Source organism: Brevundimonas sp., from assembly GCF_031082345.1.
In the GTDB taxonomy this organism is placed as follows: Bacteria; Pseudomonadota; Alphaproteobacteria; order Caulobacterales; family Caulobacteraceae; genus Brevundimonas.
This window is the reverse complement of the sequence record NZ_JAVHLH010000177.1, coordinates 1-6,041: the sequence shown is the minus strand read 5'-3', so window position 1 is coordinate 6,041 and position 6,041 is coordinate 1. Positions and strand designations below refer to the sequence as shown.

The window sequence follows — 6,041 nt, the reverse complement described above, 5'->3', positions numbered from 1 at the left end:
GACGTTATTGATCGGCGCCGGCCGCTTTAAGGCGCTGTTCGTCCTGACCTGCCCCCTTCCTGATCCCTCGGTTTGAGTGAGGGTCCGTCAACCTCAAGGAGACGGACATGAAGAAGAGCAGGTTCAGCGAGGCTCAGATCATAGGCGTTCTGCGCGAACAGGAGGCTGGCGGTGCGACGGCGGAGGTCTGCCGGCCGTACGGGATCAGCGAGCCGACCTTTTATCGCTGGAAGGCCAAATACAGCGGGATGAGCGTCTCGGACGCCCAGAAGCTGAAGACGCTGGAGGACGAGAACCGGCGGCTGAAGAAGCTGCTGGCGGAGTCGATGCTGGACGTGGCGGCGTTGAAGGATCTCTTGGGAAAAAACTGACCGGGCCCGCTGTTCGCCGGGGAGCCGCGCTTCGTCTGATGGCGGAGCGCGGCTACTCGCAGCGGCGGGCCTGTGGGCTGGTCGAGGTCGATCCCAAGACGGTGCGCCGCGCGCCTGAGCCTGGCGACGCGGAGGTGCGCGAACGGCTGCGGAGTCTGGCCGGAGAGTGCCGTCGGTTCGGCTACCGGCGGCTGGGCATCTTGCTGGAGCGCGAGGGCGTCAGCTTGAACAAGAAAAAGCTGTTCCAGCTCTATCGGGAAGAGGGCCTAGCGGTGCGACGGCGGCGTGGACGCACGCGGGCGACCGGGATGCGGACGCCGATGGCCGTGCCGGACGGTCCGAACCGGCGCTGGAGCCTGGACTTCGTGGCGGACGCTCTGTCGTGGGGTCGGCGCTTCCGCATCCTGTGCATCGTGGACGACTTCACGCGCGAAGCTGGCGCTGGTGGTCGACACCTCGATCGGCGGCCGGCGCATTGGCGCGCGAGCTGGACGCACTGATCGCCCGGCGCGGCAAGCTGGCCCTGATCGTCAGCGACAACGGCACGGAGATGACGTCGCGGGCGATGCTGGAGTGGGCCAACCGGACCGGCGTCGGCTGACGCTAAATCGACCCCGGCAAGCCCCAGCAGAACGGCTTCGTCGAAAGCTTCAACGGCAAGTTCCGTGACGAATGCCTGAACGAGGAGGTGTTCACGACCCTGGCTGAGGCCCGGGCCGTCGTCGCCCGGCGGCCGGACGACTACAGCCACATCCGACCGCACTCTGCCCACGGCGGCCTCGCGCCGGAGATGATGCGGCTGAACCACGCGGCCGGTCGGCTGCGCGACGTAAATAGCTGCGCCGACCGCCCGCTCCCACCGGAGCCCAAGATCAGCTATGAAGCCTGCGGACTCCCATTATGACCGCGGGACCAGAGGGGGCAGGTCAGTCTTCGCCGCGATGCTCGGCACCAGCGGATTTCCCCGGAGCGGACACTCCAAACCGCCGCTGTGAGTCGAGGCTGTGTGAAAACGCCTTCGGATCGAGCGAATTAGGGTAGCCTCCTGAGGACAGCAGGAGGTGGGGTATGAGCCGCTTCGTTCAGGGTGCCGATCGCCGGCAGCAGACGCTGCTTCCCGAGTGTCTCGACGACTATGTGGCGGAGGATAATCCAGTCCGCGTGGTCGATGTGTTCGTCGACGAGCTGGATCTGAAGAGCCTGGGCTTTGAGGGCGTTACCCCGGCGGCGACAGGACGGCCCGCCTACCATCCGGCCACGCTGCTGAAGCTGTATGTCTACGGCTATCTGAACAAGGTGCAGTCCAGCCGGCGGCTGGAGCGTGAGGCGCAACGCAACGTCGAGCTGATGTGGCTGACGGGGCGACTGGCGCCGGATCACAAGACCATCGCCGACTTCCGCCGCGAGAACGGCCCGGCCATCCAGGCGGCGTGTGGCCAGTTCGTGGTGCTGTGTCGTGAGCTCGGGCTCTTCGGCGCGGCCCTGGTCGCCATCGACGGCTCGAAGTTCAAGGCGGTGAACACCCGCGACCGTAACTTCACCGCCTACAAGGTGAAGCGGCGGATCGACCAGGTGGCGGAACACATCGCGGGCTATCTGCGGGATCTGGACACGGCGGACCGGCAGGAGGGCGAGGCCGCCGAGGCGCGGTCGGGCCGGCTGGTGGAGAAGATCGAGCGGCTCCGCGCCCAGATGGCGATGTTGAAGGCCATGGAGGCGCAGGTCGAGGCGTCGCCTGACGGCCAGGTCTCCCTGACCGACCCCGGCGCCCGCGCCATGGCGACGTCCGGTCGGGGCAGCGGCATCGTCGGCTACAACGTCCAGTCCGCCGTCGAGGGCGAGCATCACCTGATCGTCGCCCACGACGTGGTCATGACCGGGCTCGACAAGCATCAGCTCGCCTCCATGGCGGGAAAGGCCAAGGACGCCATGGGCGTTGAGGCACTCGACGTGCTGGCCGACCGGGGCTACTTCGCCGGCGAGGAGATACTGGCCTGCGAGACCATGGGCGTGACGCCTTACCTGCCGAAGCCCCAGACCTCGGGGGCCAAGGCGGCGGGACGCTTCGGCAAGCAGGACTTCGTCTACCTGCCCGATCAGGACGTCTATCGCTGCCCGGCCGGCTCCTTGTTGCCGCCGCACATGACGACCGTCGAGAAGGGGCTGACGCTGCACCGCTACTGGGACCGGGCCAGTTGCACCGGCTGCCGGCTCAAAGCTCAGTGCACCCCCAGCGTCGAGCGTCGGATCACGCGCTGGGAGCTTGAAGCGGTGATCGATGCCTTGCAGGCCCGGATGGACCTGGCCCCGCGAGCCATGCGCGTCCGACGACGACTGGTCGAACACCCGTTCGGAACGATCAAGGCCTGGATGGGCCACACCCACTTCCTGATGAAGCGGCTGCCCAACGTGAAGATCGAGATCAGCCTCCACATCCTGGCCTACAACATGAAGCGCGTGATGGCGGTGCTAGGAACCAAGCCGCTGATGGACGCGATCAGAGCCTGAGACGAAGGGGCTCTGCGCCTCGTTGCAACCTGCGCGCCGCTGCGGCTCAGCACGTTTTTACACGGCCTCAGTCAGAAGCGGACTTTATCGGAACGCGGATTGGTGCGTTCGGAAAGGGAAGGGGACATCTCCGGTCTATCGAGCCAAGCCGCTACCGCTTCCGGTAGCGGAATTCGGCCGGTCTCCCACTCAAATACGGTTGTCCGGCTGCGGCAGAAGAGTTCCCCCAACTGGCTTTGAGAGAGTCCGAGTTCTCTGCGCCTACGCCGAAGCCGGACTGACAAGCGCTCACCCTGCCAGCGCTCCATGTCGGGACGGACAAGCCGCAAAGTGATCGGTTTCTGGCCATGCAGAAAAGGGAACGCAACTCGTTCTCTGCGGCAGCCAGTCGGAGATGCGGCCCGGCGGGGTCTCCCACGTCGGTCGGCTGATGATCCCGAGACGCCAACCGCGGCTCCACAGCCGGAAGCCCAGATCGGCGTCCTCGGTGACGTTGAAGGCGTCCCACCCGCCGACCTCCCACAGCACGTCGACCCGGAAGTGGTTGCTGGTCCCGCCCAGCGGGAAGGGCAGGCCCAGCCTGGCCAGGCCGGGCAGGACGGTCTCGAACAGGCTCGCGTATTCGGCGGCGAACTGGCGGTCGAGGAAGGGCGAGTCCCCCGGCCCGGACCGGCCACGGATCCGCAACGGCGCCTGCAGGCAGGCCAGACGTCCGCCAGCGTCCCCGGCGAAGCGGGCGGCGGCCTCGCGCAGCTGGAGCGGGTCGGGTTCGTCCTCGGCGTCGTAGACGGTCAGGAGATCGCCGGTCACGAAGGGCAGGGCGCTGTTCAGGGCGCGGGGCTTGGTCTGCGGGCGGCCCGGCGGGGCGATGAAGATATCCAGCCATTCGGGACGGGGCGCGGCCATGGCGGCGGCGACGGTCTCGTGATCGTGGGCCTCGAGGATCAGCAGGCCCTGGAGGCGGTCGGCCGGATAGTCGATGCGCGCCAGCCGCCCGACCAGTTGGTCCATCACCTCCGCCTCGTCATGGAGGGCGACCAGCACGGTGTAGGGCGGAAGCTCGGCGGTCACCTCATCCGGACGAACGGTTGGCGAAACGCTCGCCGCCACCAGCAGCACCCGCCACACGGAAACGGTCAGAAAGGCCGCCGCGGCGCCCATCACCACCAGCGGCGCGATGGCGTCCGGACGCGACCAGGCCAGGGAGCCTGCCGCCGCGAGCGCGCCTGTCAGAACAAGCCACTGGAAGGCGGACAGGCCGCGCCACCCGGCGCTGCTCGCGCGAGGCGGCCCATGGCGCGCGGCGCCGCGCCCGCGATCCCGAAGATCGCTGATCTCCGAACCTCCCATGCGAAAGGGTTAACGCGCCGATTCGCGGGCGGCAAGCGATTGGCGCGCAGCGGGGAATGCCGCTATTCAAGGGTCGCAGTTCGGAGTTCCGCCCCAGGTGACCGCCCCCGCCGCCCACAGTCCGCGATCCCAGCGCAAGCCGAAGGGCGAGGGCTACGCCCGCCGCGCCGAGATTCTGGCCGCGGCCGAGCGCATCTTCGTCGAGCACGGCTACGAGGGCGCCACCATCCGCAAGATCGCCGACGAGGTCGGTCTGTCGTCGACGGCCCTCTACATGCATTTCGCCGAGAAGGGCGAGATCCTGCACGAGATCTGCCGCGAGGCGTTCGCCGCCCTGCTGGAGCTGAACAGGGCCGTGGTGGCCGAGCCCGGCGGGCCCCAGGAGCGGCTGCGGCGCATGATGCAGGCCTATATCGAGTTCGGCTTCGCCAACCCCAACGCCTACCGGCTGATCTACATGACCCGCCCGGTCGAGCTCAGGCATGGCGCCCTGTCGGCGGCCCAGGAGCTGGGCGCTTCCCTCTATCGGTCGTTCGAGCAGGTGGTCGAGGACGCTGAGGCGGAGGGCCAGTTGCGCGGTGATGCGCGGACGACCGCCCAGGCGCTCTGGGCCGGCTGCCACGGCGTGGTGTCGCTGATGATCACCAAGCCCTATTTCGACTGGGTCGACCGTGAGACCCTGGTCAACGCCTTGCTGGACGGGCTGTTCGCGGGCCTGATGAAGCCGTGAGACTGTCAGCGATCGTGCTGGCTCTGGCCCTGACGACGGCCGGCGCCCCGGCGGTCGCGGCGGAGACGCGCCCGTTGCGGGTGATGTCGCTGGACCAGTGTGGCGATCAGTACGCCCTGGCCCTGGCGCCGGGGGCGGCGCTGGCGCTGTCCCCTCGCGCCGACGATCCGGATTCCTGGATGCGCGAGGCGGCGGCGGGACGTCGGCGGGTGCGACCGACGCTGGAGGCGGCCGTCGGATTCCGGCCCGATGTCGTCGTCCGCTACTGGGGCGGCGACGCCCGTCTGCTGGCGCGGCTTGAAGCCCGCGGCGTCCGTGTCGTCACTCTCGCCGACGCCACGGATTTCGATGGCGTTCGCGGGAACATCCGGGCGGCGGCGCTCGCGCTCGAGGCGCCCGGCCGCGGCGACGCCCTGATCGCCCGCATGGACGCCCGCCTGCGTCAGGCGGCTCCCGCGACGGGGGCGCCCAAGCGATCCGCCCTGTATCTGACCGCCGGGGGATTCACCGCCGGGCCAGGCACCCTGGTGGACGCCGTCCTGGGCGCCGCGGGGCTGGCCAATCTGGTCAGGGCTCCGGGGTTCGCTCCGGTCAGCGTCGAGCGGATCGTCCTGTGGCGGCCGGCGCGCTTCGTGCTCAGCTTCTTCGACCAGTCGCGCGGCGACTGGCGCGGGCCGGGACGGCATCCCGTGGTTCGGAGAGCGGCGAAGGGCCGGGTCGTGGCCCGGCTGCCGGCGGCGAGCCTGACCTGTCCGGCCTGGTTCGCGGCCGACGCGGCGTCAATGCTGAAGGCGGCCGGGTGACCGGCGACTCCTCCGGACGGCTGGCCCTCATCCTCGCCGGACTGATTGTCCTGGCGACGTTGGCGGCCGTGCTGTTTGGCGAGACGGCCTTCAACGCCGCTCAACTGGGCCGGGCCTTCACCGATCCGTCCTCCGGCGCTGCGGAAGTGTTGTGGGCGGTGCGGGCGCCGCGCGCGGCCACGGCGCTGATGGTCGGGGCGGCCCTGGGCCTGTCGGGCGCCGTGATGCAGGGGCTGCTGCGAAATCCGCTGGCGGACCCGGGCGTGCTGGGCGTGTCGG

At 69.0% G+C, this 6,041-nt stretch carries 6 protein-coding genes and 1 pseudogene; 5 read left to right on the top strand and 2 right to left on the bottom strand.

Annotation, left to right across the window (positions count from 1 at the left end):
* Positions 1-107: 107 nt before the first annotated feature.
* Positions 108-1,275, top strand: a pseudogene (locus RDU12_RS11355) (IS3 family transposase).
* 164 nt (positions 1,276-1,439) lie between these two features.
* Entirely contained in the window at positions 1,440-2,879 is a 1,440-nt protein-coding gene (locus tag RDU12_RS11350) for an IS1182 family transposase (protein WP_300289316.1), read from the top strand.
* A gap of 71 nt (positions 2,880-2,950) precedes the next feature.
* Here RDU12_RS11350 and RDU12_RS15875 read toward each other — a convergent pair whose 3' ends face one another.
* Positions 2,951-3,187 carry a helix-turn-helix domain-containing protein gene (locus RDU12_RS15875; protein WP_366145258.1) on the bottom strand — a complete coding sequence of 79 codons (237 nt, stop codon included), beginning with the start codon at positions 3,185-3,187 and terminating at the stop codon, positions 2,951-2,953.
* Positions 3,168-4,229, bottom strand: a complete 1,062-nt coding sequence (locus RDU12_RS11345; protein WP_300289315.1) for a glycosyltransferase — start codon at positions 4,227-4,229, stop codon at positions 3,168-3,170. The genes RDU12_RS15875 and RDU12_RS11345 overlap by 20 nt, the downstream gene beginning before the upstream one ends.
* A 97-nt stretch (positions 4,230-4,326) precedes the next feature.
* Here RDU12_RS11345 and RDU12_RS11340 point away from each other — a divergent pair, with 97 nt between their 5' ends.
* From RDU12_RS11340 to RDU12_RS11330, 3 genes are all read left to right on the top strand, one after another.
* Positions 4,327-4,959 carry a TetR/AcrR family transcriptional regulator gene (locus RDU12_RS11340; RefSeq protein WP_300289314.1) on the top strand — a complete coding sequence of 211 codons (633 nt, stop codon included), beginning with the start codon at positions 4,327-4,329 and terminating at the stop codon, positions 4,957-4,959.
* Positions 4,956-5,762 carry an ABC transporter substrate-binding protein gene (locus RDU12_RS11335; RefSeq protein WP_308684669.1) on the top strand — a complete coding sequence of 269 codons (807 nt, stop codon included), beginning with the start codon at positions 4,956-4,958 and terminating at the stop codon, positions 5,760-5,762. The genes RDU12_RS11340 and RDU12_RS11335 overlap by 4 nt, the downstream gene beginning before the upstream one ends.
* The coding region (locus tag RDU12_RS11330; RefSeq protein ID WP_308684667.1) for an iron chelate uptake ABC transporter family permease subunit at positions 5,759-6,041 on the top strand (283 nt) is incomplete at its 3' end. The genes RDU12_RS11335 and RDU12_RS11330, both read left to right, overlap by 4 nt.